The 23,321-nt window shown below is 43.5% G+C and carries 33 protein-coding genes and 1 pseudogene; 31 read left to right on the top strand and 3 right to left on the bottom strand.

Annotation, left to right across the window (positions count from 1 at the left end; all coding sequences use genetic code 11):
* The 9 genes from AB6D58_RS18100 to AB6D58_RS18060 all read left to right on the top strand — a co-directional run bounded on the left by AB6D58_RS18100 (window position 1) and on the right by AB6D58_RS18060 (window position 6,588).
* The gene (locus AB6D58_RS18100) at window positions 1–135 is read left to right on the top strand and encodes a hypothetical protein (RefSeq protein WP_276605522.1); all 135 of its coding nucleotides are present in this window, start codon (window positions 1–3) and stop codon (window positions 133–135) included.
* 66 nt (window positions 136–201) lie between these two features.
* A complete protein-coding gene (locus AB6D58_RS18095) occupies window positions 202–636 on the top strand; it encodes a GNAT family N-acetyltransferase (RefSeq protein ID WP_017059203.1) in 435 nt (144 codons plus the stop codon).
* Between the two features lie 242 nt (window positions 637–878).
* Complete coding sequence (locus AB6D58_RS18090) at window positions 879–1,133, top strand: DUF3297 family protein (RefSeq protein ID WP_017059204.1); 255 nt, start codon at window positions 879–881, stop codon at window positions 1,131–1,133.
* 505 nt (window positions 1,134–1,638) lie between these two features.
* Window positions 1,639–3,012, top strand: a complete 1,374-nt coding sequence (gene glpT / locus AB6D58_RS18085) for a glycerol-3-phosphate transporter (protein ID WP_029235560.1) — start codon at window positions 1,639–1,641, stop codon at window positions 3,010–3,012.
* A 77-nt stretch (window positions 3,013–3,089) separates the two neighbouring features.
* Window positions 3,090–4,145 (top strand): glycerophosphodiester phosphodiesterase, encoded by a 1,056-nt coding sequence (gene glpQ / locus AB6D58_RS18080; RefSeq protein ID WP_102393697.1) that lies wholly within the window; start codon window positions 3,090–3,092, stop codon window positions 4,143–4,145.
* 244 nt (window positions 4,146–4,389) lie between these two features.
* Window positions 4,390–4,854, top strand: coding sequence for an ASCH domain-containing protein (locus AB6D58_RS18075; RefSeq protein WP_017059207.1), 465 nt, complete (start codon window positions 4,390–4,392; stop codon window positions 4,852–4,854).
* A gap of 130 nt (window positions 4,855–4,984) precedes the next feature.
* Window positions 4,985–5,479 (top strand): HAD family hydrolase, encoded by a 495-nt coding sequence (locus tag AB6D58_RS18070; protein ID WP_136982728.1) that lies wholly within the window; start codon window positions 4,985–4,987, stop codon window positions 5,477–5,479.
* Between the two features lie 121 nt (window positions 5,480–5,600).
* Window positions 5,601–5,981: an STAS/SEC14 domain-containing protein gene (locus AB6D58_RS18065; RefSeq protein WP_372157943.1), complete on the top strand. Its 381-nt coding sequence runs from the start codon at window positions 5,601–5,603 to the stop codon at window positions 5,979–5,981.
* A 205-nt stretch (window positions 5,982–6,186) separates the two neighbouring features.
* On the top strand, window positions 6,187–6,588 hold the full coding sequence (locus AB6D58_RS18060; protein WP_372157941.1) for an NUDIX domain-containing protein: 402 nt from the start codon (window positions 6,187–6,189) through the stop codon (window positions 6,586–6,588).
* 53 nt (window positions 6,589–6,641) lie between these two features.
* Here the strand turns inward: AB6D58_RS18060 and AB6D58_RS18055 are convergent, their stop codons facing one another.
* Window positions 6,642–7,043 carry a YkgJ family cysteine cluster protein gene (locus tag AB6D58_RS18055; protein WP_017065706.1) on the bottom strand — a complete coding sequence of 134 codons (402 nt, stop codon included), beginning with the start codon at window positions 7,041–7,043 and terminating at the stop codon, window positions 6,642–6,644.
* Between the two features lie 208 nt (window positions 7,044–7,251).
* Here AB6D58_RS18055 and AB6D58_RS18050 point away from each other — a divergent pair, with 208 nt between their 5' ends.
* From AB6D58_RS18050 to AB6D58_RS17980, 15 genes and pseudogenes are all read left to right on the top strand, one after another.
* Window positions 7,252–7,413 (top strand): hypothetical protein, encoded by a 162-nt coding sequence (locus tag AB6D58_RS18050; RefSeq protein ID WP_017059212.1) that lies wholly within the window; start codon window positions 7,252–7,254, stop codon window positions 7,411–7,413.
* Window positions 7,413–8,111, top strand: coding sequence for a pseudouridine synthase (locus AB6D58_RS18045; RefSeq protein ID WP_372157939.1), 699 nt, complete (start codon window positions 7,413–7,415; stop codon window positions 8,109–8,111). The genes AB6D58_RS18050 and AB6D58_RS18045 overlap by 1 nt, the downstream gene beginning before the upstream one ends.
* A gap of 78 nt (window positions 8,112–8,189) precedes the next feature.
* Window positions 8,190–8,471 (top strand): annotated as a pseudogene (locus AB6D58_RS18040) (glyoxalase); the annotation flags it as partial.
* A gap of 126 nt (window positions 8,472–8,597) precedes the next feature.
* A complete protein-coding gene (locus tag AB6D58_RS18035) occupies window positions 8,598–8,897 on the top strand; it encodes a hypothetical protein (protein ID WP_372074120.1) in 300 nt (99 codons plus the stop codon).
* A 36-nt stretch (window positions 8,898–8,933) separates the two neighbouring features.
* Window positions 8,934–9,404, top strand: a complete 471-nt coding sequence (locus tag AB6D58_RS18030; RefSeq protein ID WP_017070703.1) for a GNAT family N-acetyltransferase — start codon at window positions 8,934–8,936, stop codon at window positions 9,402–9,404.
* A 77-nt stretch (window positions 9,405–9,481) separates the two neighbouring features.
* Window positions 9,482–9,826, top strand: a complete 345-nt coding sequence (locus AB6D58_RS18025) for a VOC family protein (protein WP_050649969.1) — start codon at window positions 9,482–9,484, stop codon at window positions 9,824–9,826.
* 119 nt (window positions 9,827–9,945) lie between these two features.
* Complete coding sequence (locus AB6D58_RS18020; RefSeq protein ID WP_017061801.1) at window positions 9,946–10,362, top strand: VOC family protein; 417 nt, start codon at window positions 9,946–9,948, stop codon at window positions 10,360–10,362.
* Between the two features lie 129 nt (window positions 10,363–10,491).
* Window positions 10,492–11,073: an HD domain-containing protein gene (locus AB6D58_RS18015; protein WP_372157936.1), complete on the top strand. Its 582-nt coding sequence runs from the start codon at window positions 10,492–10,494 to the stop codon at window positions 11,071–11,073.
* A 203-nt stretch (window positions 11,074–11,276) separates the two neighbouring features.
* A complete protein-coding gene (locus AB6D58_RS18010; RefSeq protein WP_372074083.1) occupies window positions 11,277–11,534 on the top strand; it encodes a hypothetical protein in 258 nt (85 codons plus the stop codon).
* A gap of 140 nt (window positions 11,535–11,674) precedes the next feature.
* Complete coding sequence (locus AB6D58_RS18005; protein WP_017061804.1) at window positions 11,675–12,679, top strand: S66 peptidase family protein; 1,005 nt, start codon at window positions 11,675–11,677, stop codon at window positions 12,677–12,679.
* 151 nt (window positions 12,680–12,830) lie between these two features.
* Window positions 12,831–13,295, top strand: coding sequence for a DUF302 domain-containing protein (locus AB6D58_RS18000; protein ID WP_017061805.1), 465 nt, complete (start codon window positions 12,831–12,833; stop codon window positions 13,293–13,295).
* A gap of 267 nt (window positions 13,296–13,562) precedes the next feature.
* Entirely contained in the window at window positions 13,563–14,078 is a 516-nt protein-coding gene (locus tag AB6D58_RS17995) for an adenylate kinase (RefSeq protein ID WP_136978486.1), read from the top strand.
* Window positions 14,079–14,210: 132 nt separating this feature from the next.
* Entirely contained in the window at window positions 14,211–14,435 is a 225-nt protein-coding gene (locus AB6D58_RS17990) for a hypothetical protein (RefSeq protein ID WP_017061807.1), read from the top strand.
* Between the two features lie 138 nt (window positions 14,436–14,573).
* Window positions 14,574–15,602, top strand: a complete 1,029-nt coding sequence (locus tag AB6D58_RS17985; protein ID WP_017061808.1) for a radical SAM protein — start codon at window positions 14,574–14,576, stop codon at window positions 15,600–15,602.
* Between the two features lie 17 nt (window positions 15,603–15,619).
* On the top strand, window positions 15,620–16,171 hold the full coding sequence (locus AB6D58_RS17980; protein ID WP_017061809.1) for a DUF1349 domain-containing protein: 552 nt from the start codon (window positions 15,620–15,622) through the stop codon (window positions 16,169–16,171).
* A gap of 94 nt (window positions 16,172–16,265) precedes the next feature.
* On the opposite strand, the gene AB6D58_RS17975 is transcribed toward AB6D58_RS17980, so the two are convergent.
* Entirely contained in the window at window positions 16,266–16,598 is a 333-nt protein-coding gene (locus AB6D58_RS17975; protein ID WP_017068336.1) for a PBPRA1643 family SWIM/SEC-C metal-binding motif protein, read from the bottom strand.
* A 184-nt stretch (window positions 16,599–16,782) separates the two neighbouring features.
* Between AB6D58_RS17975 and AB6D58_RS17970 the strand changes: the two genes are divergently transcribed.
* The 6 genes from AB6D58_RS17970 (at window position 16,783) to AB6D58_RS17945 (ending at window position 19,918) form a co-directional block, all read left to right on the top strand.
* Window positions 16,783–17,175 carry a nuclear transport factor 2 family protein gene (locus tag AB6D58_RS17970; RefSeq protein ID WP_136982721.1) on the top strand — a complete coding sequence of 131 codons (393 nt, stop codon included), beginning with the start codon at window positions 16,783–16,785 and terminating at the stop codon, window positions 17,173–17,175.
* A gap of 104 nt (window positions 17,176–17,279) precedes the next feature.
* Window positions 17,280–18,011, top strand: a complete 732-nt coding sequence (locus AB6D58_RS17965) for an SDR family oxidoreductase (RefSeq protein ID WP_136982720.1) — start codon at window positions 17,280–17,282, stop codon at window positions 18,009–18,011.
* A gap of 93 nt (window positions 18,012–18,104) precedes the next feature.
* Entirely contained in the window at window positions 18,105–18,737 is a 633-nt protein-coding gene (catB, locus tag AB6D58_RS17960; RefSeq protein ID WP_017063920.1) for a type B chloramphenicol O-acetyltransferase, read from the top strand.
* A gap of 170 nt (window positions 18,738–18,907) precedes the next feature.
* Complete coding sequence (locus tag AB6D58_RS17955; RefSeq protein ID WP_017068339.1) at window positions 18,908–19,159, top strand: Rho-binding antiterminator; 252 nt, start codon at window positions 18,908–18,910, stop codon at window positions 19,157–19,159.
* A gap of 8 nt (window positions 19,160–19,167) precedes the next feature.
* Window positions 19,168–19,401 carry a hypothetical protein gene (locus AB6D58_RS17950; RefSeq protein WP_017068340.1) on the top strand — a complete coding sequence of 78 codons (234 nt, stop codon included), beginning with the start codon at window positions 19,168–19,170 and terminating at the stop codon, window positions 19,399–19,401.
* A 67-nt stretch (window positions 19,402–19,468) separates the two neighbouring features.
* Window positions 19,469–19,918, top strand: a complete 450-nt coding sequence (locus tag AB6D58_RS17945; RefSeq protein ID WP_136982719.1) for a GyrI-like domain-containing protein — start codon at window positions 19,469–19,471, stop codon at window positions 19,916–19,918.
* A gap of 179 nt (window positions 19,919–20,097) precedes the next feature.
* Here AB6D58_RS17945 and AB6D58_RS17940 read toward each other — a convergent pair whose 3' ends face one another.
* The gene (locus tag AB6D58_RS17940) at window positions 20,098–20,760 is read right to left on the bottom strand and encodes a glutathione S-transferase (RefSeq protein WP_136982718.1); all 663 of its coding nucleotides are present in this window, start codon (window positions 20,758–20,760) and stop codon (window positions 20,098–20,100) included.
* 104 nt (window positions 20,761–20,864) lie between these two features.
* Here AB6D58_RS17940 and AB6D58_RS17935 point away from each other — a divergent pair, with 104 nt between their 5' ends.
* Complete coding sequence (locus AB6D58_RS17935) at window positions 20,865–23,120, top strand: peptidase U32 family protein (protein ID WP_136982717.1); 2,256 nt, start codon at window positions 20,865–20,867, stop codon at window positions 23,118–23,120.
* Window positions 23,121–23,321 lie beyond the last annotated feature (201 nt).

Below are 23,321 nucleotides of genomic sequence, written 5' to 3'. Positions count from 1 at the left end.
ATGTTTCAACAAGGCGATCTTTGCCCTCATTGTGGTTTGATTATTGTGATGCCTACGGATCTGCAAGGTGAATGCCTAGGATGCGGCGAAGAAATTAATCAATACCCAGCAGACGATTACGACGAAGAAGAGTAGCTTTACCTACACTTAGATTAAACAAGGCTAGGATAGCCGAATTACTCTCTTTAAAAGGACGGAAAAATGCAGAAAGTAATCTTTAGAAATTGCGATGAAAACTCACCTTATTGGCATGAGTTAGAGGGCTTATTTCAAAGTGAATGGTCTGATTTCAAGTTTAAAGATACATATAAAGAAAACGTACAACTCCCTCCAGTAATAACAGTACTTCGCGATAATGTGGTCATTGGTGGCTTGGCGTATTCCTATTTTCAAGAACCTCACCAAGTTCGTGATGTAGTGTGGATCAACGCTGTGTTTGTCGACCCTCAATGGCGCGGTCAAGGCATTGCCAGTGAACTGATTAATCGTGGTGTCAGACAGGTTTCTTCTGCAGTGCAAACTCAACTCTACGCGTACACCAATATCATGGGTCTCTACCAAGGGCTAGGTTGGTCAATCGTAAATATCGAATCAGAACCGAACCATAAAGTGATGAGTATTGAGCTTAATCGATAAGCTCGGAATAAAAGCCTGATATTAGTTTATCTGCCGTTCGAGTATTGAATTTCTCCCTTTCATCCATAATGCATAAACCTGTTAAATTTTCGTTGAAACTCATGCCGATATCGCCTTTAAATCAAACAACTAGCTGTTGATTAAAACGATCAAGACGATTTATTGCAGCAGTTGTTGAGCACAAAGCCTATATTGACTAGAATGACGCACTTTTTTTATTTACGTACATACAGGTAATGAACATGAGCGATACTAATTCAAGACCAGCTTTACCAGATCATCTTGCAGGCAACCCACGCAGCCCACACCACGTTGCTGAGTGTTTCGAATACCCAATCGGCATTCGTCTAAATGGTAAAGAGCGTACTGATGTTGAAGAATACTGCATCAGCGAAGGTTGGGTTAAGATCCCTTCTCCAAAAGCGCTAGATCGTTTTGGTCAGCCAATGCTTATTACTCTAAAAGGCACTGTAGAAGCTTTTTACATCGACGCATAATCATGTCGTGTGGCTAGCTAATACTTCGAGTAATTAGCTAATGTTTGCTTAATTAGCCAACATCAAGCCACCAAGCGTTATTACCTAAAAGGGTCTAGAGAAATCTAGACCCTTTTTGTTTGCATTGATTTTAGCGAACTTCTTTAACCAATAGCCCAAACCACCTTCATAACTCCACAGATTCAACCAAAATTGTTGTTATTCACTATGCATTCGCAGTAATAACAAAGTTGTTGTTGGTTGATTTATGTTCGCTCGCTCTTTTTGGATTTATTCGTACTCGAAAGTTCTGATGTTTAATTATACAGATACAAACAAAAATATGAAGCGCAGTCTAATTAAATGAAACTAATATGCTGTATTTAAAGTTATTTTTTGTTAATAACTACCTCTATCACAGAAATTAATCCTGAAGCACATACAATTCCCTTGATTTCGAATGAGCGCTAAATTTTTTCGTTCGAGCATTTAAATTCTTCCTTCGCCCAATAATTATGAGGTTCCTATGTTTGGAATATTCAAACCTATGGCGCATATCGATCGCTTGTCATCAGATAAGATCGATAGCACCTACACACGACTACGATGGCAGCTGTTTCTTGGCATCTTCGTTGGCTATGCGGGGTACTACTTAGTCCGTAAAAACTTTAGTTTGGCGATGCCTTATCTCATTGAACAAGGTTTTAGCCGTGGAGAACTAGGGGTTGCATTAGCGGCGGTATCTATCGCTTACGGCTTATCTAAGTTCTTAATGGGCAGTGTTTCTGACCGTTCTAACCCTCGTTACTTCCTCAGCGGTGGCTTGTTAATGTCGGCACTGGTGATGTTCTGCTTTGGCTTTATGCCTTGGGCAACAGGCAGCATCACTGCGATGTTTATCCTGCTGTTCTTGAATGGTTGGTTCCAAGGTATGGGTTGGCCAGCTTGTGGACGAACCATGGTCCACTGGTGGTCACGAAAAGAACGTGGTGAGATAGTGTCAGTATGGAACGTTGCTCACAACGTGGGTGGCGGTTTGATTGGCCCAATGTTCTTGTTGGGGCTGTGGGCTTTTAACGACGATTGGCGAACCGCTTTTTATGTTCCTGCATTTTTTGCCACTCTCGTTGCTGTCTTTGTTTGGTTTACTGTAAGAGATACACCTCAATCTTGCGGCTTACCACCGATTGAAGAACATAAAGACGATTACCCAGACGACTACGATACGTCTCATGAGAAAGAAATGACGGCGAAAGAGATCTTCTTTAAGTACGTTTTCTCTAACAAACTGTTGTGGTCAATCGCTATTGCCAATGCGTTTGTTTACCTTATCCGCTATGGCGTACTCGATTGGGCTCCAGTTTACTTAAAAGAAGCAAAAGACTTCTCTGTAGATAAATCATCTTGGGCTTACTTCTTGTATGAGTGGGCAGGTATCCCTGGCACCTTATTGTGTGGTTGGATTTCAGATAAGTTATTCAAAGGCCGACGTGCACCTGCAGGTATCTTGTTCATGGTTCTAGTGACAGTCGCTGTGTTGGTATATTGGCTGAACCCTGCGGGTAACCCAACGGTTGATATGTTGGCACTGGTTGCGATTGGTTTCCTTATCTATGGTCCTGTAATGCTGATCGGTTTGTATGCACTGGAACTTGCACCTAAGAAAGCTGCAGGTACAGCGGCTGGTCTAACAGGTTTGTTTGGTTACTTAGGTGGCGCGGTTGCTGCGAACGCAATACTCGGCTTTATGGTTGACCATTACGGTTGGGATGGCGGCTTCATTATTTTGGTCGGCGCTTGTGTAGCTTCAATCATCTGTCTGCTGTACGCCTTCTTAGGTGAGCGTGCGCACCATAAACAAAAAGATCTCGAACGAGAGAAAGAAGCGTTAGCTCAGTAGTGTATTTACTGAATCACATCTATAAATAACAACAGAGGCAGGTATATCCTGCTTCTGTTTTATCAAGGGAAACAATAATGAAAACAACGTCACTGTCTCTGACCTTATTAGCACTAAGCTTATCTGCAAATGCATTAGCAGATCCTTTAGTGATTGCGCATCGCGGTGCTTCTGGTTATTTACCTGAACACACATTACCCGCTAAAGCGCTCGCTTATGCAATGAAACCCGACTACATCGAACAAGATGTCGTGATGACCAAAGACGACCAATTGGTGGTTTTGCATGATCATTATCTAGACCGAGTCACCGATGTCGCGGATCGCTTTCCAACACGTGCTCGTTCAGATGGCCGTTACTACGCGATTGATTTTACGCTCGCTGAGATCAAATCATTAAAGGTGACCGAAGGCTTTAAGTTAGATGAACAAGGCAACAGAGTGGCAGGGTACCCAACGCGCTTCCCAATGTGGCAGTCTGATTTTCGTGTCGCTACCTTTGCAGAAGAAATCGAGCTGATCCAAGGCCTAAATAAGACCTTAGGTTATGACGTGGGCATCTATCCTGAAATTAAAGCACCTTGGTTCCATCGTCACGAAGGCAAAGACATCTCCAAAGCGGTACTTGCGACCTTGCATCAATATGGTTACCTATCGAAAGACGACAAAGTGTATTTGCAGTGTTTCGACGCCAATGAACTTCAACGCATTAATGATGAGCTCATGCCAGCGATGGAAATGGACCTTAAGCTCGTTCAGTTGATGGCCTATACAGATTGGAATGAAACCATGACCTACCAAGGCGACAAAGCAACGCCGTACAGTTACGACTGGATGTTTGAAGCTGGTGGCATGGAAAAAGTGGCGAGTTATGCTGAAGGAATTGGTCCTTGGAAGCCAATGTTGGTGGACAATGCATCGACCAAAGATAACATCATCATTAAACCGTTAATGAAGTCAGCAAAAGACGCGGGCTTAGACGTTCACCCATACACGTTCCGTGCCGACCCAGGAAGAATCCCAGCTTATGCTGATAACTTTGATGGCATGTTGGATGTCTTCTACAACCAAGTCAAAGTCGATGGTGTGTTTACTGACTTCCCAGACAAAGCGGTCGACTTCTTGAACCGTTAATATCCTGCCAATTACGAGCGACTACTAACGAGATATTCAGAGCCAAAAGCACACACTAAATGTACTTTTTGGCTCTCCTTGTACTGGCCTCGAAATCCTACCTATATTCTTCTTTCTCAGCCCACATTTTGATATTCACTCGGTTTACAGCAATAACCTGACTTGATAGGTTACTCCCAATGCAGCCAGATGCTTATTCTATAAGTCTTTATCGGCTCAACCTAATATTGAATTTGGAAAGATCATGGAAGAAAGAAGCAAAGCTTATCTTGATAGCTACCTCAACACATTACCAGCAGACGTTGCTTCGCAATACACCTCTTTTAGTGCCGACTATTACTGTGCTGATGAATACAACGCCAACCTCTGCGCCCAGTTAATTCTCAAGGGTGAAAAACAAGCGTCTTGCAGCCTTGAATATTGGTACAGCCATGAAGGCGAGACGAGACCAGTAGTTGGTCACTTGCAAGTCGTCACTGACTGGGATGGCAAGCCAGTTTGCATTGTAGAGATCACTTCAGTCTCACAGTGCAAATATAACGAAGTGACGGCGGAGTTTGCTGCTGCCGAAGGCGAGGGTGACAAAACACTCGAATGGTGGAAAGAAGCTCACTGGAACTTCTTCTCTCGTGAATGTGAAGAGCTCAAGATCTCACCAAGTGAAGACATGTTACTTATGTTGGAGCGTTTCAAAGTGGTTTATCAATAAAGGGTATTTTGTGTTTAGAAGATCGTGCTCCATAAACAGTAACAAGGTTGTCCATAATGAGCCTAACCGTCCGAGAAGTTTTTATAGGCTCGCTTAAACATTAGATAATTCATCGTATGCAGGAGGCAAGATGACAAAGCTAATCGAATTAACAGAAATAGTCTTATTCGACTGGGGCAATACGCTGATGGTCGATTTCCCAGACGCACAAGGGAAGATGTGTGACTGGGAAACCGTGCAAGAAGTGAGTGGTGCTCGTGCATTACTGGGGGAGTTGTCGAAAACTCATCTAGTTTATGTTGCTACCAATGCTGGTGATTCCAGTAAAGACGACATCATTCGAGCCTTTGAGCGTGTTGGCCTGTCTCAATATATCTTGGGTTACTTTTGTAAGGCGAGCATTGGCTTTTCTAAGTTCGAGTCGGGGTTCTATCCTGCCATTATTTCTAAGCTCGGTGTTTCACCACAAGAGATCACCATGGTAGGCGACACTCTAGAGAAAGACATTTACCCAGCACTTGAAGCGGGTTTGCAAGCGGTGTGGTTGAACACGGAAGGTGCTGAGCTTAAGTCACAGCATCCAGGTATCGTACAAGTTCAATCCCTAAGCGAACTGTTGGAGTAGCGCGATTAACTCTCTGATATTAAGTTCAGATAAAGCGCTTGTCCGTTTTGACGTAAACCTCTCATCTCTTTGCTGTTTAATCCTCTAAGCTAACTCTAGTTTCTACTATGAGGGCTAGGTTATGAGTATCGAACGTCATGGAATATCGGTTGGAATTGAACGTGTTAGCGGTGAAACCATCGTTGTGTTTAAAGCGAAAGGCAAGCTTACACACGATGACTATCAAGCAATGATGCCAATTCTAAATACCACGCTAGAAGAACTCGATTCATCTGAACTCAAGATGCTGGTCGACATCTCCACCTTAACGGGTTGGGAGTTACGTGCTGCTTGGGACGATTTTAAACTTGGATTAGAGCTCAATTCGAAGATAGACAAAATCGCGATATATGGTGATAAAAGCTGGCAAGAAATGGCATCAAAAGTCGGCAGTTGGTTTGTGTCGGGTGAGATAAAGTCATTCGAAGACCATGACTCTGCGCTTAATTGGCTAGTCGATTGATTCTATCTGCGGACAGCTAGCTAACAATCCCTAAACAACGCCAATGACAGTAGACGAGCATTGTCTCGAAAGCTGTTATTTTTGTTTTGGCGATGATATCTCCAATTCGATTCAATAGAATATGTTCACTGCTGGATGTAATATACGCCTAGCGCGATACGTTGTGCTAACCAAAATAATAAACACAATAACAAGGTCTAAGAACATGAATAAGGTAATTGATAAGCTGGCTTGGATATTCATCAAAGACGGCAAGTTGTTGATGGTGAGATCAAAAGGCAAAGAACTGTTCTACCTACCGGGTGGTAAGCGTGAAGCTGGCGAAAGTGATGAGCAAGCACTGGTTCGTGAAATCAAAGAAGAGATCTCCGTAGATTTAGTACCAGATTCCATCAAATACGTAGAGACCTTTACTGGCCAAGCTGATGGTAAAGCGGAAGGCGTATCAGTGCAATTGACTTGTTATCTTTCTGATTATACTGGAGAACTGTCTCCAGATGCTGAAATTGAAGAGCTTAAGTTTGTTGATGGCAACGACAGAGCGGTATGCTCATTGGCGGCACTGGTTGCGCTTGATTGGTTAGAAGCGAACCAGTATTTGGCTTAAGGTTTTAGCGGCTATTAGCTAATACTGATGATTGATCTTCAAAAGATCATCGCTTACGAATAGCTTGAAGGGCGGCTGTCTTTCATCAATAGGTCGAGTTTCCTTTGAGCTTTCTTCGTGTCTTGCAAATCCACCACCTCAATCATTTCACACTCATCTCGTACCATCTCATTAATCAGGCTTGGATAGTGTCTGCAATCTTCTGGTCGGTCTAAGTAAATGCTGCATGTGTACTTGGCTTGAGCCTTGGTGTCTTTCGTCGGAACCAGCTCTAGAAAAGGGCAGCGAGTTAAACGTTCGCCAGATTCAGGGTCGAACCAGATCTCGCTTCCTCGAACATATTCAAAGATGTCTGGGTTGAACAACTCCCACAAATCGATCTCTTCTTGAGTCGCGGCAAGGTCGCCATCTCCGTATTTGATACAGCATTTTCCGCATTGATTACAATCTTTCATTATCGACTTCATAAGTTGGTGAGCTTTTATCATTTTACCACTGATAGGCGTGGCACGTTGATTTTGTTGTTCATGGTTAAGCCGTTACGGGCGGGAACTTGGAATAGCGGTACTTAAAATCAATTTATCTATGAACCGCCACTCCAATCAAAGCTGTAAACAGTGATACAATTTGCGCCTCTCACGTTATTCAAGCAAAGGCATCAAAATGAGAACCGTATACACCACCGAAGGCAACATTAACGCAAAGAAACAAAAAGAGGCTTACCCAAAGCTCGCTTTATGTGACAAGTGCGTTGGTGACTATGTGGTTATCGAGCAAGGTGAACGAACTTACAAGCCTTGTGCTAAATGTGGTGCCGACGATTAATGCGCCTTGATAAATACCTATGTAAAAGCACTGACCTAACCAAGCCTGAAGCGATTGAACGCATCCATAATGGCGAGGTGAACGTAAACAGTGAAACAGTTACTGATGAGTCAGCCCAGGTTCATGAAAGCAACACCATCTTGTTAAATGGCACGCCGCTTAAGTTGCGTGAATTTCGTTACCTCCTGATGCACAAGCCTGCGGGTACCATCTGCTCTAATGTCGATGAAGTTTATCCTTCACTGTTCAAATACATCGAGATAGACAAAGCATCAGAACTGCACATCGCAGGGCGCTTAGATGCAGACACTACTGGCTTAGTTTTGATTACCGATGATGGGCGATGGTCATTCAATATCACGCTGCCCACCAAGTCATGTAAGAAGGTCTATCGCGTGACATTGTCACGAGATATCAAAGACGATGTTGCTGATAAGTTCAAAGCGGGCATTCAATTGCAGGGCGAACAAAAGCCGACGCGTCCGGCAGAGCTTGAAGTGATTACCAGTAAAGAAGTGCTGTTGACCATAACTGAAGGCAAGTTTCATCAAGTGAAACGAATGTTTGCTGCGGTAGGGAATCGAGTTGTTGGCCTACACCGTGAACAGATTGGTGATGTTCGTTTAGATGTTGAAGCAGGCCAGTGGCGTTATCTAACTAAAGCCGAAGTCGACTCATTTCAGCAAGGCTATGAATAAGAGCTCGGAATAAACGCCGTAACCACTTAAAGCGTTCAGCGTGTCAGGAGCAGAATATCAACACTATAAGGATGTAGGATGGAAAACCTCAAAGTCTCAGAAACTAAGTCTTTTGTACCCGCGAAAGACTTCGATTTATCCAAGCGTTTTTACCAGTCAATCGGCTTCGAAGTGATGTCTGAATTTCACGATATCGCCTATCTGCGTCACGGCAGTTGTGCGTTCCTTCTGCAAAATTTTTATGAACCTGCGCACTGTCACAATTACATGATGCACTTGCTGGTTGAAGACGTAAAAAGTTGGTATCAACACATCCAAAACTCTAATGTAGTGTCGGAATTTGAAGTTACGGTTTCCGATTGAGCTTGAATTTGTAACAGACTCGCGCGCATCTTCCCAATATCAAAACAATCCTTGGAGTATTTAGAAATGTTGTTTTCTAGTCTGTCTAAACCATAGGTTCATGGCTCCGAGTTATGTTCTGAACTGCTCAATTTCTTAACCGAGCATAAGAGTGATTTCGAAGAAAAGTTAATCCCTGATCTGTCATACATCGATGATATGGCACATGTGGTGAACGGTATCAAAATCAAAGGCGTTCTCCACATCAATGCGAATCAATACCGACTTCAATATTCGTTTGATTGGGAGCGGTTTCTAGGCTGTTCAGATAGAAACGAAACCGGTGTAGAGAATGGAAGTGTTCTATTCACTCTTGAGGACGATAACGTTCTTAATATCAACTTCCCAAACTACGGTTCTCGAGACACTAGCGATGAGCTCTAGTCGGTTTTTCGTGCGTGTTATACAGAAGGAACAACAATGATAACTATCGAAAGGCTTGAAGATTCACATGTGGCGTTAGTTCAGGCCATCCAACTCGCCGATGAACAGGTTAAGTTCGCTGGTACAGCTGCAGAGTTTTTATTAGACGGCAGTGAAACGACGCACTTGCACGTGATTAAGTCTGATAACGAAGTTGTGGGTTTCTTTAAGCTGGATATCGCTTACGCAGAGCACTACGAATTCTGCCCTGAAGGAAGCATTGGCTTGAGAGCTTTTGTGCTTGATAAAAACCAGCAAGGTAAAGGTTTAGGAACAGGCACGGTGAAGGCTTTGTTTCCGTATTTAAAAGCGAATTACTCAGCGTATGAGTCGATTTACTTAACTGTGAATTGCAAAAATCCGGCAGCATTCAACTGTTATAAGAAAGGCGGCTTCGAAGATATCAATCAACAGTATTTAGGTGGCGCAGCAGGCCCGCAATTTATCATGCGCGGTCGAATTGCTTAGTAATAAATTATTGATGAGAAACACCTGCACAGCTGTATGCAGGTTGAGAGTCTTAAAGAACACGAGAAGGAAATTTGATGAAGGTTCAATATCTTGAAGTGGTTACCCCAGAGGTCGATGTCGTTTGTGCAACATACGCTCAGCTCTACAACGTGAAATTCAGTGGTGCAGATGTGAACCTTGGTGGGGCGCGCACTGCAAAGCTATCTAATGGCGGGGTAATTGGCATTCGAGCACCGCTTCGTGAAACTGAAGAACCAACTGTTCGTCATTACACGTTGGTTGAGGATATTCAGTCTGCAGTAAATGCCGCCGAGAAACTAGGCGCCGAAGTTGCGGTGCCGCCAATGGAGTTACCACGTCACGGGATGTGTGCCATTGTCATTCAAGGTGGCGTCGAGCTCGGATTCTGGCAGTTATAAATGATGTATACCTTTTAGATTGTGACGGACGAGATACTACGATTTATGATGCGACACCTAGTGTCTTTACCTGCTTCATGGCATCATTCCACGCAGCTAAAACCCCAACAAGGTATGTTATGAAACAGAATATTGTCCACATTGCACTCGTGGTAAAAGACTACGATGAAGCGCTTGATTTCTATGTAAACAAGCTTAAGTTTGATCTCATCGAAGACACGTATCTGCCAGAAGAAGATAAGCGCTGGGTTGTTGTTGCTCCACCAAATTCAACCGGTGTGAGCCTGTTACTTGCTAGAGCTTCCAAGCCAGAGCAACTCGATTTCATCGGCAACCAAGCTGGTGGACGCGTATTCCTATTCTTAAACACCGATGACTTCTGGCGTGATTACGAACGTATGACGTCTTTGGGCATTAACTTTGTCCGAGAGCCTAAAGAGCAAGGCTACGGCACCGTTGCTGTGTTTGAAGATCTTTACGGTAACTTGTGGGATCTGCTTCAGTTAAATCCTGAACACCCTATGGCTAACAGGTAGATAAGCTTAGCCCACAACCATCGGGTGTTGCGTATTACAAAATGTCGGTTCATTGGGAGTAACGCTTCTTTGTCGCTAGGTTAACCCTCCGCACCGCTCAATCATCAACTTAAGTTAAGGAAGCTTATCGTGGAAGAAATCAAAGGCATTCTGCAATTCATGGTCGAAATTGAACAATTAAAGGATGTTCATCGACAGACGAAACCAGTTGGATTGGACCGATATGAAAACTCGGCCGAGCACAGTTGGCACGTCTGTTTGAGCGCTCTTATGTTGAAAGACTATGCCAATGAAGAAATCGATATTACCCGAGTAATGAAGATGTTGCTGATTCATGACCTTGGGGAAATCGATGCGGGAGATACCATCATTTATGCCAGTGAAACCGAAGAAAACAAGCTCAAAGAGAGAAACTGCGTCGAGCGCTTGCTGAAATCATTGCCGAGCCATTCAAGAAGCGAGTATTTGGATTTATGGCTTGAGTTCGAAGCCGGTGAGTCACCGGAAGCTAGATTTGGTAAGGCGATCGATAGAGTGCCGCCTTTGCTTCATAACATCCATGGTGGTGGTCATAGCTGGAAGAAGCACAACATATCCAAAGACAAAGTCCTGACCTTCAATGGCGAGCGTATTTCTAAAGGCAGTCGTGCCTTATGGAAAGAGCTAGAAGTGCAGCTTGAAGGTGCTGCGGACAAAGAGCTATTAAAGTAAAAGTTAATTTCGTACCTAAGCGTAACAATAGCTTTAGCTGTTCAATGAGGGAAATCTCGATGGCAACTGATTCAAGATGCATGGCACTTACCTTGTGTCTCATTTCTTTCAAATAAAGATCTAGTGGACAACAATAAGTTCGAGAACCGAGTGATAAGTTGCTAGTATGCATCAACTTTATAAATATTGGTTGGCTTATATAAATGCTTGATAGTAAGTATATTAAACATCCTTATCACTGCGAACAGTGTAACGCACTTACCCCGCACCTTGCTGTTAACGCTTCCGATGCTGAATCTAAAGCGGACACTGAATCTGAAAAGAAACAATGGAAGCTAGGCGTGTTGATGGAGTACCTGATGACGTTATTGTTTAAAGGTGACCATAATGTTCCCGGTTTTTATGTCGACAGTGATTACGAATACCAGTGTGAAAAGTGTGGGACTAAGTCGTGGCACTGATTGGGGATGAAAATTTGATTCAACCTTAATTTTTTGAGCTCTAACCCCGAAATCAACTCGCTTAAAGAACTCGTTTGCTTTAAGAATTAGTGAGTTTCAGTCAGGCGTATTATTCCAATTTTGTTATAGAGGACAAACGAGTGATATACCCAAAAGCTTTAAATATTGGTGACAAAATCGGATTTTTCTCACCGTCATCGCCCGCAACGGTCTTTGCACCTAATCGATTTGCTCGTGCTAAACGTTATTTGGAAAAGCAGGGCTTCATTCTAGTTGAAGGTTTGTTAACTGGAGAGTCAGAAGGGTATCGTTCTGGTTCCATTCAAGCGCGAGCCGAAGAACTCAATCAGCTCATTCGAGATCCTGACGTGCGCTGCATTATGTCGACCATTGGTGGTAACAACAGTAACTCACTGTTGTCATACATCGATTATGATGCCCTTAGAGACGACCCTAAGATCATCGTCGGCTATTCAGATGCCACAGCATTACTGTTAGGCATCTACGCCAAAACTGGATTGGTGACTTTTTATGGCCCTGCACTTGTTGCGTCATTTGGTGAGTTCCCGCCATTAGTCGACGAAACCTTCCAATCGTTTACTGACATCTTATGCTCGGATTCAAGCCAACATCAGTACACGATGCCTGAGAGTTGGACGGACATTAAACACGATTGGGAAACTCAAGACTCTGCAAAGCCAGTTTACAATAACGAATGGCACTTCATGGGAAGAGGTCAAGTAAGCGGTCGCGTGATTGGCGGCAACCTGAGTACGATGGCCGGGATTTGGGGCAGCGAATACATGCCAGAAATTCAGTCTGGCGATATTCTGCTTATTGAAGATTCACTAAAAGGCATTGAAGCGGTCGAGCGTTCATTCGCGCACTTATTGGCTTGCGGAGTATTCGATAAAGTAGGCGCTATTGTACTCGGCAAACATGAGTTGTTTGATGACAAAGGGACAGGGCGAACACCACTCGATGTACTTCTTGAAGTGCTGAACGGTAAAAATGTCCCGATCCTGTATGGCTTCGACAGTTGTCACACCCATCCCATGCTAGTCACGCCACTAGGTGTGCAAGGCACTATTGATTTTGATGACCAAACATTCAAGCTTCAAAGCCAATGGTTAGCGTCGAGTTAACCTAAACTGATGATAATAAGACGCATTAGAAAAGTGATCCTCTCTGCAAACTGAGAATCGAATCGCGTCTATACTGACATGGGTTACGTCGCTGATTTTAGAAGTGGCGCTATGAATGTAAGTTTGATTAGGTTAAATCTCTGAGGTGACGATGAAAAAATTACTACCACTATGCGCCATTTTACTCTCTGCATCATTTTTAGCTGCGGCTTCTGATGGTTTGATTAAATACCAAAGTAATTACTCAGTTAAAGAGACCGCTGACCGCTTTGAAGAACTCGCTATAAGCAAAGGTTTGACATTGTTTGCGCGAATTGACCATCAGAAAAACGCGAGTAAGGTCGATCTTGAATTGAGACCAACGGAAGTCATCATCTTTGGTAACCCGAAAGTAGGGACACCATTAATGCAATGTGCTCAAGAAGTCGCGATCGATTTACCGCAGAAGGTGTTAGTCACTGAAGATTCAAATAAGAAAGTATGGTTGTCTTACAACGATCCTAATTACTTGGTAGAGCGTCACGCGATCAATGGCTGTGACGAGGTCGTTAAGAAAGTATCGGGTGTACTAAGCAAGCTATCAGAAGCGACAGTGGCGAAAAAGAAAGCGAAATAACCAAGACCAATTAGCACTCATTAAGACTATTAATGGGTGCGACTTGACGAGGATATAGCTTCCCAATCAACGTTTGGCTGCATTGACAACTAAGCAACAATATATAAAAGTAGTTTTATGAAACTGAATTTAGCGCCATCTAACCAACGAATTATCATCATTCCATAAGAATGGTGGGATTGTTGATGCGCTTTGTTTATCGAACCCACCCGTAAGGTGGGTTTTTTGTCGCTGTCTTATGGGTTTTATCTGAATAGAGGAAGTCATATGAAAAAGATCGCGGTTTTTGGTAAGCCTGGGAGTGGAAAGTCCACAGTCAGCAAGGCGTTAGCACTAGCTACAGGGATAGAGCTTCACCAGTTGGACTCTATTGTTTACAAGGCCAACGGAGAGTTTGTTGAACGTGAAGTATTTGAGGAGGCTCATGAGAGCATACTTAAGTCAGAAAGCTGGATCATCGATGGTTTTGGCCCTCTAGGCTCGTTCAACACACGTTTAGATGCAGCTGATACCTTGGTTTATATCGACATTCCTTATTCAACTAGCTACTGGTTTGTAACCAAGAGAATGCTCAAAGGTTTATTTGTTAAACCTGAAGGCTGGCCTGCTGGAAGCTCAGTGATAAAAGGCACGATACAAAGCTATAAGACACTACAACTGTGTCCTAAATTTTGGAATGACGACTTTAGAGCGCAGTTAGAATTGCGCGCTAAAGAGAAAGAGGTTTACATCATCAGAAGCGTGACTGAATTGAATAACTTTGTTCACCAACACTTCACTTAACAGTCGAGAGTTTACTTTTCTTTAAAACGCTCTTACTTACTCATAACTTCATGAAAATATTTAGATTTAACTCTACGTGTGGCATATTTGCCATATGTTTAGTTTGTGCTTTGAGTTAAGGAGATAGATATTATGTATGGAAGTGAGAAGACGAGAGCGTTCTGTAGTAACTGTAAGGAACTGACACTGCACAAGTACACTATGTTCAGTAACCAAGCCGAAAAAGCGCCACAACATGAAAAGAAGCCAGGGTTGCTTGGAATGATTTTATCGTCGTTAGCTTCAAGTGGCGGAAACGGTGACTATAAATGTACAAAGTGTGGAACCAATTTACGTACACCGGACAACCTTGATTAGCCTTTAACCTACTTAATACTTCAACATTCTTCTTCTTTAATTATCCGTTTTCATTTGATAATAATTCAAATTGTACCGTGTTTTTCATTGAATGAACTTCTAGTAGTCTATGCGAATAGTTAATTATTGGGCATTCAAATGACACAGTATCAGTTCCAACAAGGGCATATTCGCCCACCTTCAGAAGCGGATAGCTTATTGATTCGCACCACCCAAGGTTGTCCTTGGAACAAATGTAAATTCTGTACGCTGTTTGAGGGGATGGAGTTTGCAATTCGTCCCGTTGAAGAGATTAAGAAAGACATTTGGGCTGCGAAAGCATTCTATAAGAACCGTAAATTTGAGACCTGTTTTCTGCAAGACGGTGATTCATTCACTATGGATACCGAAGACTTGCTGGATGTGTTGAATACACTCAAACAAGCCTTCCCAGAGTTAAAGCAGATCAGCTCTTATGGACGAGCGCAAAGCATGACTAAGAAGTCGCCTGAAGAGATGAAAGCCATCTGTGATGCAGGGCTCAACATGCTTTATTGCGGTATGGAATCGGGTTCTATTGATGTTCTCAAATTGATGAAAAAAGGTATTACTCCGAAATCTATTTTGAAATCGACCGAATACGCGAAGCAAGCGGGTATGAAGATGATGACCTTCATTATCCTTGGCTTGGGTGGTAAAGAATATTCGGCGCAGCATGTTGAAGAAACGGCGGCCTTACTTAACCAAATCAACCCAGATGAAATACGCATTCTGTCGCTTGCTGTGAAGCCTGGAACCGAATTGGATGAACTGGTGCAGAATGGAGAGTTCACGCCACTTAGCGAACGTGAAATGCTTGAAGAACAATATCAATTGATCAGTAAACTAAACCGCGTGACGGGCAACTATGGTAACTATCACGGTATTAATTTGTTGATGGAACTGAACGGACAGCTGCCACAGGATAAAGCGAAGTTCTTAGCGACAATAGACCGTTTCAATATGATGAGTGAGAATGACCAGAATAACTTTATCTTGGGACGTCGCATTCATTACTACGCCGCATTGAAAGACATGGATAACCAACTTATGTACGATTCTGTACAAAGAGAGCTTAATCGCATTCAAAAGCAAAATCCCGATGAACTCGACAATGTGTTTTACCAACTCCGTCAACGCATGATCTAGCAGCAAGGACTAATAACATGAATAACCTCGTTAACTGGCAAATCAGAAATGAAAATCCGGAACATCGGTCTTTGGAAAACGGCGTGCTGACGATGCAAGTGCAAGAGGGCAATATCTTTGGTGCGGGTTCAGCTGATGTTGATAATATCTTCGTTCATCCAGTATCTAGCTCGGATTACAGCACAGAAGTGACGGTTCAATTAGATCCAAACCTCGCATTTGAACAAGCTGGGTTAGGTATTTACTGGGATAACGACAACTACATTAAAGTGAGCAAAGAGATGTTCATGGGCGAGCGTTCATTGGTGTTCGTTGTAGAACAAAATGGTCAGCCACAGATCAAGGAACGTCTGTTGTTTAGTGAATCTAGTGTGTCGGTAAAGCTCGTCAAACAAGGCGGAAAAGTCAGCGCTCATTTCCGCCCGTTAGAAAAACAACAATGGCAGGAAGTGATCACGTTTGATTCGTTAGTAGGCAGTGAACAGGGTGTGATGCTTTATACGTTCAGTGGCAGTAAGGCGACGCCTAATTTCGCCAAATTTAGTGGCTTCAGTTTGTCTGACGCCTAATAATTTGTCTTACGCTGAATAAGCTTGCTTAGCGTATAAAAAAACGGACCGATATTGCTACCGGTCCGTTTTTAAATTCTTCAAGTCAAAGCGCTTATGCACAGCACTTCTTGTATTTCTTACCGCTGCCGCAAGAACATGGGTCGTTACGGTTAGGGGTCTTTTCAAACGTCATCGTTTTTGGCTTGTTCAGTAGAGTATCAAGCTCGATGGTGTTCTCTTCTTTGTCTGCGTCGACTGTAACAGTAACGAAGATAGTATTTTCAGCGGCTAGTGCTTCAACTTCTGCTTTGCGCGCTTCAGTTTGAACCATTACAGCGATTGGAGATTCTTCAGTACCCGCTTTTACATCGCGGTTTACGTTGTAGCCAGCAAGAACGTGGTTCTGTCTTGTTTCGATACGGCCTTTGAAAAATAGTTTCGACATTGGGTACTCATTAAAAATGTTGAATGGCGCTATTTTTAATGGCGATAGCGCAATGGAGCGGGGATTATACGCATATATTGCAATTGATAAAGCAGTGATGTGAGTAAAAGCTGTTTGGTTTCTACTTAAGTATGATTGAGAGTATCGGCACTTATCTGATTTAAACAGACATTAGGGAATAGAGATGACATCAAAAGACGTGGTATTAGGTTTTTGGGACGCAATGCGCACCAACGACTTTGCCAAAGCGGCCGAATGGCTAGCGGAAGATTTTCAAGGGTATTGGCCTCAGTCGTCTGAATTGACGGTAGGGCGTGATAACTTCACAGCTATCAATTCTGAATATCCAGCGAATGGGGTTTGGAAGTTTGAGCTGAACTCGATTGTTTGCGAAGGTGATACCGTCGTGACCGATGTATCAGTGACGGACAGCGTACTAAACGATCGCGTGATTACCTTTCACACGATTGTTGATGGTTTAATCCAAAAGCAAACTGAGTTTTGGCCAGATGGCTTTGCTGCACAAGAGTGGCGTGCAAAGTGGGTTCAGATAGCGAGCCCTGAATCACTCAAGTAACTATGCTAAATGCGAGAACACCAAATACAAGAACACCAAGCTCACAATAGAGTATGTGCATAACAACAATCAGATAAATAAAAGTCAGCGAGTTAGGAGATTTCATGAACAAAATCGTAATCGTCACAGGCGGAAGCCGAGGCATTGGTGCCGCTACATCGAAGCTATTAGCAAAACAAGGCTATGCGGTGTGTGTCAATTTCATACACAATGAATCAAGAGCTGATGAACTGGTGAATGAGATACGCGATCAGGGCGGTACTGCTATCTGTGTGCGTGCCGATGTGTCGGTAGAATCTGACGTAAAGTCCCTGTTCGAAATTGCACGTCATAAGCTTGGGCCAATTACCCACTTGGTCAATAACGCTGGCATCTTATTTACCCAATCTGCACTAGAAGACATCGAGATTGATCGCTTTGAAAAGGTCATGAAATCGAATGTCTCAAGCTGTTTCTTATGCAGTAAAGCCTTTATCAAACAAGCCGATGGTGCTGGGTCGATTGTGAATGTATCGTCTGCCGCTTCTCGCACAGGCGCACCGTTTGAGTATGTGGATTACGCAGCATCGAAAGGTGCGATGGATTCACTCACCAAAGGCTTATCGCTTGAATTAGCTTCACGCAATATCCGAGTGAATGGTGTAAGGCCAGGTTGTATCTACACTGAAATGCACGCAGACGGCGGAGAGCCTGATCGCGTAGACAGACTAGCTTCGCAGTTACCATTACAACGAGGTGGCACGCCAGAAGAGGTCGCTAACTCTATCGCGTGGTTACTGTCAGACGAAGCTTCTTATGTAACCGGCTCATTTATTGATATTGCGGGCGGTCGATAGGGCACGTTGGCCTTTACACTAATATAAACAAGTTACAACCATCAACACGCAACAAAAGTACCTAACTAAAAGAACGAAACTAAGAGTACAACCATGAAAAACTATTTTGAAAGCCCGTTTGTTGGAAAGTCACTCAAAGAACAAGTGACCAACCCAAACATCATCGTGGGCGAGCACAGCTATTACTCGGGTTACTACCATAACCACAGCTTTGATGACTGTGCGCGTTACCTATTACCGGATAGAACCGACATCGATAAGCTGATCATTGGCAGCTACTGCTCGATTGGTTCTGGCGCCGTGTTTATGATGGCGGGCAACCAAGGCCACCAAAACCAGTGGGTGAGTACCTTCCCGTTTTTCTATCAAGACGATGAGAAGTTTGAAGGTGCGATAGACGGCTTTGAACGCTCTGGTGATACCGTGATTGGTAACGATGTGTGGATTGGTACAGAAGCCATGATCATGAGTGGTGTTAAGGTTGGTGACGGAGCCATCATCGCAAGTCGAGCGGTTGTGACTAAAGATGTCGCGCCATACTCGATTGTCGGTTCAAACCCAGCACGCCATATCCGTTATCGTTTCAATGAGACTGAAATCGCTCAGTTGCTAGAAATGAAATGGTGGGAATGGAGCGAAGAACAAATCAAAGGCGCAATGTCGCTAATGTGTTCTTCAGACATTGGTGGTTTGTACCATTATTGGAAAGGATTCTTGAAGCCTTAAATTGTCGTTCACAGATGAAATGTGAATGGTGAGAACGAGATTAAATTTAACAAATTACTCAATAATCTGATTATGGCAATGCGATTGTGATACGAGTAACTTATTGATTATATGCATATTGCATAGTATGGCGTGTCGCATTAGCGTGGTGGATGAATTGGAGGGGTATTATGATTAGTTGCAACGATTACGATTATATTGAAATTGTGTGTATGCACCGATACCCAATCAAGTTAACGCTGAAGTCTGGCGAGCAGATTGAATGTGTCGGGTTAGATACCCAGCGCAATGACAGCCGTGAAGAGTGCATTAAAGTCAGTACTCAAGGCGAGCAACAACTTGTCGTATTAACTCAAATAGCGACATTGGATGTCTGTGTCGACAACCCTCACTTTCAGCATGTTTCATTCAAAACGTCATAGGCTTTCAAATGAATAGAACCATAGAACAATGCTATTGCACCGCGTGCAGAGAAGAGACACAACATGTTGTTGTGTTGGTCAGAAAGACGAGTGCGTTTGCAGACAAACCTAACCAAAAGCGAAGTGAGTTTTGGGCAGGCATGATAAAAGGTTGGTTCCTTGGCCCGTTTGTCGCGTCAATGGATGAGTTTTCTCGTCACCTTGTCTGTGAAAAATGTGGACACAAAGAGATTCAAGATTAGCATCGTTATCTTATAAAACATTGGATTCAATACAGTTAGATCGTCAATTGGCTTAGGAATAGAACGAATGAAAGTAGAAACGATTGAAGCCGTAAAGGCGTATGGGTTTTCAGTAAGAACCACTAATCAGGATGAGGTTGACCCAACTAAAGCGAAGATAGGTCAATTGTGGCAGGGCTTTTTTGATCAGGCTTTTCCCAAACTGACGCCGGATTCAAAAGTGTACGGTGTCTACACTAATTACGAGTCTGATTTTACGGGTGAGTTTGATGTTATCGCGTGTGCTAATGCGTTAACGGATCAAGACTTAAATAATCTTATTGAAACCAAGATTGAAGCAGGCAAATATCTGACGTTTTCTGCTGAAGGTGAACTTCCTCAAGCAGTCATCGATCTATGGGGTGAAGTGTGGGCGTATTTCAGCGCTGCTGACTGCCCACATGTGAGAACTTACACGACAGATTTTGAACTATACAAAGGTGAAACTGAAGTCGAGATTTCGATAGCGATTCAGTGATCAGGTTAAAATGAACAAAAGGCTTAGCTTAGACTGTGTTTGCCAGTTAAGAGACAGTAGTTACCGGTAAAGAGACAACGGAAACCCAGTTAAGCCTTTGAATATCTGCTCATTACAAAGAAGATACAGTGTCACGTACTTATCTTGATTACTACGCTTTCTCTATCCTTGAATTACCATTATCCACCAAAAAGACAATCGTGCTTGGTTTCATTCCACAAAGGGTATTGCTTCATTACTTGGGTGTAGAGCTTACTTTCGAGATGCGCTCTTAACCAACGTCCTACGTTTTGATATTCCGATTTCACAAACCACTTCTTTTCGACTCGCACAAACTGGCTGACAAAAGGCATCACCGCAAAATCGGCCAAGCTTGGGGTTTCTCCAAAAAAGTAGGGCTGATCGGTGAGTCGCGCTTCCAGCTGACTAATGAAGGTTTCGCAGGCTTGTCGGCGTTGTTCAACATCGATGTTTCGGTAACGAACCGATGCACGATACTTTTCTAAATAGCCAATAAATTCTTCATCGTTGGTTTTAATGAGCTGCTGAACTTGTTCGCTAAGCGTTGGATTGCTTGAACGCAGAAGATCTTGAGGATCGTTTTGTTGAAGTGACCAGTTCATCACATCCAAGCTCTGTTCAATGACTTGCCCATTGGGTAACACCAATACAGGCACTGTTCCTTTTGGCGAACTGGCCAATAGTTCGCTAGGCTTGTCTTTGGTAACGATTTCTCGAAGTAACACTTTTTGCTGTGATAGTGCGATGCCCATTCGTCCACGCATTGCATAAGGGCAACGGCGTAAAGAATAAAGGATAGGTAGATCGGATTCGTTCGGCATTATTGAGGTCATTTAGTTTGAAAAGTGTTGTACGGTGGTAAAGAGATCGTGATGTGGGTAGAATACGCGGCTTAAAAATTATAAGTAAGTGAGCGACTTCAAAAATGAGCAGAAAAATTGAGTTATTAGCCCCAGGTGGCGATGTAGAAGCGATAAAAGCCGCCATCGTAGCGGGTGCTAATGCAGTTTATTGTGGTTTAGACACATTCAACGCTCGTAACAGAGCCTCTAACCTGTCGTTAGACGAATTGAATGGTGTGATTCGCCTTGCTCATGAATACGGCTGTGAAGTGTTCCTGACTCTTAACGTTGTGCTACTGGAGCACGAGACTAAGAGCATCACCAAACTGCTGAACCAGCTTGTGAACACCAAAGTGGACGGCATCATTGTTCAAGACTTGGGTTTATTCAACCTGGTTAAGAAGCATTTCCCATCGTTAGACGTTCACGCGTCGACTCAGTTAACTACGCACAACGAAGGTCAGATTAAGTTCTTGTCTAAGATTGGCGCGACGCGCGTTAACTTGTCTCGTGAGTTGAACCTGCCTGAAATCAAGATGCTGACGGAAGTAGCACACGATCACGACGTATTAACCGAAGTGTTCGTACACGGCGCTCTGTGTATCGCATTCTCTGGTCAATGTTACTCAAGCTCAGTAAGTGTGGGTAACTCAGGTAACCGTGGTCGTTGTAGCCAAGCGTGTCGTGATGAGTACGAAATCACCAACGCGGGCAACAAGTTCCCACTTAACCTGAAAGATAACTCAGCTTACTACGACCTACCTGAATTGGTTGATGCGAAAGTCGACTCATTGAAAGTAGAAGGCCGTATTAAAGGCGCACACTACGTTTACACTGTGGTAGACACATGGCGTAAACAGATTGATAGCTTTGTAGAAAGTGGTTTGTTGATCGAAGACGATTCGAACCTGCACAAAGTATTCAACCGTGATTTCACCAACTCTTTCCTAAAGGGCAACCTAACGAAAGACATGTTCATCGATAACCCGCGCGACAACAGCATGAACTACGCTGTTGAAAAAGCGACGGAGCAGAACAACGAAATCTCAGTTGTACAGATTCAAGAAGTGACCAACGAACTTCACCAAGCGAAAGACGTTCTTGGTAACGAAATGCGTGACAAGATCGAGTTCCTTGATATTCGCAAGACACCAGTAGCACTGTCGTTCAGCGCAAAAGTGGGTCAACCATTTACGGTGACTGTGAACACGCCAAAAGAGAACTTTACTCTTCAATCTAAATCGCTATTGAAAGCGGTTGAAGAGAAGGCGATTACTCAAGAGCTACTTGAGAAGCGCTTCAAAAACGTGAAGAGTGCAGTTCACACGCTAGAAAGCCACGACTTCAGTGAAGTGGATGCAGGCTTGTTGATTCCTCTAAAAGAAGTTTCAGACCTAAAAGACGAGATCGACTTCATTCTGAACGGCTCTGTGGAAGTGATTAAGCACGTTGAAGTGCCAGCACTGCCTCAGCACCCTAAAGTGAACGAGAAGCCGACTATGTCGATGCTTATCGCCGATGTAGAAGACTTACACCTGTGTGACGTGACTGACGCGGATGTTTACTTCAAACTTCCAGAAAGCTTCAAGAAGCGTTGTAACAAGTACATCGACATCTTGGCAGCAAACCCACGTTTGATTCCTTGGTTCCCAGCGGTATTGATCGGTAAAGATTACGACGAAGCGGTTCGTATTCTTGAAGAGATCAAGCCAGCTCGCATCGTAACCAACAACACGGGTATTGCTTACAAAGCTTACGAGATGGGTATTGAGTGGGTTGCAGGCCCGTTCATGAACACGACCAACTCTCACGCACTGGTTACTCTGAAAGAAGAGCTGAACTGTGCAGGCGCATTCATTTCGAACGAGATCAACAAAGGTCAGATTCGTCATATTCGTCGCCCAGAGAACTTCAAACTGTTCTACAGCATTTACCACCCAATCTTGATGATGACCAGCCGTCAGTGTTTCTTCCAAAGAACCGTGGGTTGTAACAAGCCAAGCATCGAAGCAGGTTGTATGTTGAAGTGTGAGAAAGCGACCACGATTACCAACGTGAAAGGCATCTCTTTTGCGGTTGATAAACAGAAGGGTGGCTACCCAAGCATTTACAACCACGAGCAGTTCTTGAACCACGACGCAGTAACTGACTTCTCTGGTCTGTTCGACGAGTTCTTCATTGACCTAACCAACATCGGTGCAGGTTCTAAAGAAGTGAAAGACAAAGTTGAGCTTATCAAGCATTTCGAAGCGCTACTGAACGGCGTTGAAGGTTCACAACAGAACCTAGAGCAGATTGTTGAAGTTCGAACTAATGCTCAGTACGTGCAAGGTCTATAGCGTACAAGGTTTATAGGGTTCAATGTCTATGGGCTGTAAGGCTTATAGCTTCTAACGCAAAGAGCGTTCAAGGTTTATAACGCTCAACCGCTTATAAGCACTCTGAACCAATAAACAAAAGGCCACTCAATCGAGTGGCCTTTTTAATGGTGCGCCGAGCATGGCGTTGATCTAGGAGGTGAAAGTCCTCTACGGGCTCAG

The sequence above is a fragment of the Vibrio sp. 10N.239.312.D08 genome (assembly GCF_041466145.1).
GTDB lineage: Bacteria > Pseudomonadota > Gammaproteobacteria > Enterobacterales > Vibrionaceae > Vibrio > Vibrio crassostreae_C.
This window is presented reverse-complemented; position numbering and strand designations above follow the sequence as displayed.

What these genes read in the sequence shown, in the direction of transcription:
- AB6D58_RS17945 (WP_136982719.1), top strand. Translation starts at nt 19,469, where the DNA reads ATGAAAGTAGAAACGATTGAAGCCGTAAAGGCGTATGGGTTTTCAGTA.
- AB6D58_RS18070 (WP_136982728.1), top strand. Translation starts at nt 4,985, where the DNA reads ATGACAAAGCTAATCGAATTAACAGAAATAGTCTTATTCGACTGGGGC.
- AB6D58_RS17980 (WP_017061809.1), top strand. Translation starts at nt 15,620, where the DNA reads ATGAATAACCTCGTTAACTGGCAAATCAGAAATGAAAATCCGGAACAT.
- glpT (WP_029235560.1), top strand. Translation starts at nt 1,639, where the DNA reads ATGTTTGGAATATTCAAACCTATGGCGCATATCGATCGCTTGTCATCA.
- AB6D58_RS18050 (WP_017059212.1), top strand. Translation starts at nt 7,252, where the DNA reads ATGAGAACCGTATACACCACCGAAGGCAACATTAACGCAAAGAAACAA.
- AB6D58_RS17965 (WP_136982720.1), top strand. Translation starts at nt 17,280, where the DNA reads ATGAACAAAATCGTAATCGTCACAGGCGGAAGCCGAGGCATTGGTGCC.
- AB6D58_RS18095 (WP_017059203.1), top strand. Translation starts at nt 202, where the DNA reads ATGCAGAAAGTAATCTTTAGAAATTGCGATGAAAACTCACCTTATTGG.
- AB6D58_RS18065 (WP_372157943.1), top strand. Translation starts at nt 5,601, where the DNA reads ATGAGTATCGAACGTCATGGAATATCGGTTGGAATTGAACGTGTTAGC.
- AB6D58_RS17955 (WP_017068339.1), top strand. Translation starts at nt 18,908, where the DNA reads ATGATTAGTTGCAACGATTACGATTATATTGAAATTGTGTGTATGCAC.
- AB6D58_RS17995 (WP_136978486.1), top strand. Translation starts at nt 13,563, where the DNA reads ATGAAAAAGATCGCGGTTTTTGGTAAGCCTGGGAGTGGAAAGTCCACA.
- AB6D58_RS17940 (WP_136982718.1), bottom strand. Translation starts at nt 20,760, where the DNA reads ATGCCGAACGAATCCGATCTACCTATCCTTTATTCTTTACGCCGTTGC.
- AB6D58_RS17975 (WP_017068336.1), bottom strand. Translation starts at nt 16,598, where the DNA reads ATGTCGAAACTATTTTTCAAAGGCCGTATCGAAACAAGACAGAACCAC.
- glpQ (WP_102393697.1), top strand. Translation starts at nt 3,090, where the DNA reads ATGAAAACAACGTCACTGTCTCTGACCTTATTAGCACTAAGCTTATCT.
- AB6D58_RS17950 (WP_017068340.1), top strand. Translation starts at nt 19,168, where the DNA reads ATGAATAGAACCATAGAACAATGCTATTGCACCGCGTGCAGAGAAGAG.
- AB6D58_RS18090 (WP_017059204.1), top strand. Translation starts at nt 879, where the DNA reads ATGAGCGATACTAATTCAAGACCAGCTTTACCAGATCATCTTGCAGGC.
- AB6D58_RS18075 (WP_017059207.1), top strand. Translation starts at nt 4,390, where the DNA reads ATGGAAGAAAGAAGCAAAGCTTATCTTGATAGCTACCTCAACACATTA.
- catB (WP_017063920.1), top strand. Translation starts at nt 18,105, where the DNA reads ATGAAAAACTATTTTGAAAGCCCGTTTGTTGGAAAGTCACTCAAAGAA.
- AB6D58_RS17985 (WP_017061808.1), top strand. Translation starts at nt 14,574, where the DNA reads ATGACACAGTATCAGTTCCAACAAGGGCATATTCGCCCACCTTCAGAA.
- AB6D58_RS18000 (WP_017061805.1), top strand. Translation starts at nt 12,831, where the DNA reads ATGAAAAAATTACTACCACTATGCGCCATTTTACTCTCTGCATCATTT.
- AB6D58_RS17935 (WP_136982717.1), top strand. Translation starts at nt 20,865, where the DNA reads ATGAGCAGAAAAATTGAGTTATTAGCCCCAGGTGGCGATGTAGAAGCG.
- AB6D58_RS18045 (WP_372157939.1), top strand. Translation starts at nt 7,413, where the DNA reads ATGCGCCTTGATAAATACCTATGTAAAAGCACTGACCTAACCAAGCCT.
- AB6D58_RS18055 (WP_017065706.1), bottom strand. Translation starts at nt 7,043, where the DNA reads ATGAAAGATTGTAATCAATGCGGAAAATGCTGTATCAAATACGGAGAT.
- AB6D58_RS18100 (WP_276605522.1), top strand. Translation starts at nt 1, where the DNA reads ATGTTTCAACAAGGCGATCTTTGCCCTCATTGTGGTTTGATTATTGTG.
- AB6D58_RS18060 (WP_372157941.1), top strand. Translation starts at nt 6,187, where the DNA reads ATGAATAAGGTAATTGATAAGCTGGCTTGGATATTCATCAAAGACGGC.
- AB6D58_RS18030 (WP_017070703.1), top strand. Translation starts at nt 8,934, where the DNA reads ATGATAACTATCGAAAGGCTTGAAGATTCACATGTGGCGTTAGTTCAG.
- AB6D58_RS18010 (WP_372074083.1), top strand. Translation starts at nt 11,277, where the DNA reads ATGCTTGATAGTAAGTATATTAAACATCCTTATCACTGCGAACAGTGT.
- AB6D58_RS17990 (WP_017061807.1), top strand. Translation starts at nt 14,211, where the DNA reads ATGTATGGAAGTGAGAAGACGAGAGCGTTCTGTAGTAACTGTAAGGAA.
- AB6D58_RS18020 (WP_017061801.1), top strand. Translation starts at nt 9,946, where the DNA reads ATGAAACAGAATATTGTCCACATTGCACTCGTGGTAAAAGACTACGAT.
- AB6D58_RS17970 (WP_136982721.1), top strand. Translation starts at nt 16,783, where the DNA reads ATGACATCAAAAGACGTGGTATTAGGTTTTTGGGACGCAATGCGCACC.
- AB6D58_RS18025 (WP_050649969.1), top strand. Translation starts at nt 9,482, where the DNA reads ATGAAGGTTCAATATCTTGAAGTGGTTACCCCAGAGGTCGATGTCGTT.